The 1,022-nt window shown below is 43.8% G+C and carries 1 pseudogene; it reads left to right on the plus strand.

Annotated features, from left to right (window positions below):
- Positions 1-435 precede the first annotated feature (435 nt).
- Positions 436-1,022 (plus strand): annotated as a pseudogene (locus AC2VE5_RS28540) (hypothetical protein); the annotation flags it as partial.

Genomic DNA, 1,022 nt, shown 5'->3' on the forward strand with positions numbered 1-1,022 from the left:
CCGAGATCTACCCGCTTATCCTACACGAAGCTCTTCCGATCTGCTCTTTTTGAGCGAGATTATCAAGCGCGAGTTCACTGGGATTGCGATTGTGGTTGGATGGACGATTCAATTTAATCAGTGAAAACTATTTTTTAATTCATAGGATTGAACTGAGTTAAAACAACAAATCGATTTCCTAAGTTTTTAATAACTTTCTGGCTGCAATTACGGGAAGATTCTGCTACCAAAATAACTTGTAGTCCATATTTCATTGAATTAGCACACAAACTACCGAGGTATAATTACTGACGCAGGAACAAAGTCAGTCGAACGAGCATCCCCAGGTTCAGCAGGAGCAAGAAAGTCGGCTTAACTTTCTTGAGGCAATCTTCTCTTTCCTCTTTGGCGATGGCAACCCCAATGCAGACTTAGAAGAACGCCGCCACAAAGCAATTGCTGCCGTCATCCGCCGATAATCACGGGGCAGTAGTAGCAGAGCAAATAGCCCCCTATTTAGACGACATTGGCACTGGCTTTGCTCAAGAGTACGAAGACTATATGTTGCCCGTACTAACTAGATTCAATGGGCAACCTACAGTTAGTCCTCAAGGGAATATTGTGTATATATTTCCCGAATTGCAATCCACCGCTTCATCTCATCCGCAAGAAGTGCTTGCACAACCTTTTCTTGAAGAAATCCCTCAAAAATTTAGTGCTGCAAGTCCAGGAGTTATTGTGCTGAGTGCAATCCTTGGTTCGCTCAATTTAGCTGGAGCGATTTACCTGGAAAGTTTGCTACTGAAGGAAATGATTGATGGCAACAGCGTTCTACCTTTAATTCATACCTTTTGTTTGTTGCTTTTAGGCTACGGCACGGCTTTTGTAAGCATACCTTTGGGTCGATATTTTTGGCTGAAGCAGCATAACAAGAAGATAGGCGATCGCAATTCCCAGCGTCAGAGGCGGTCGCTGCTGCTTGCCGATGCTGAAGTGCAAGACAAGGGTAATTATGCGCGGCAGTTTGCGGTTCAAAAAGTTAT

It is taken from the genome of Aliterella sp. E5.1 (assembly GCF_057473825.1).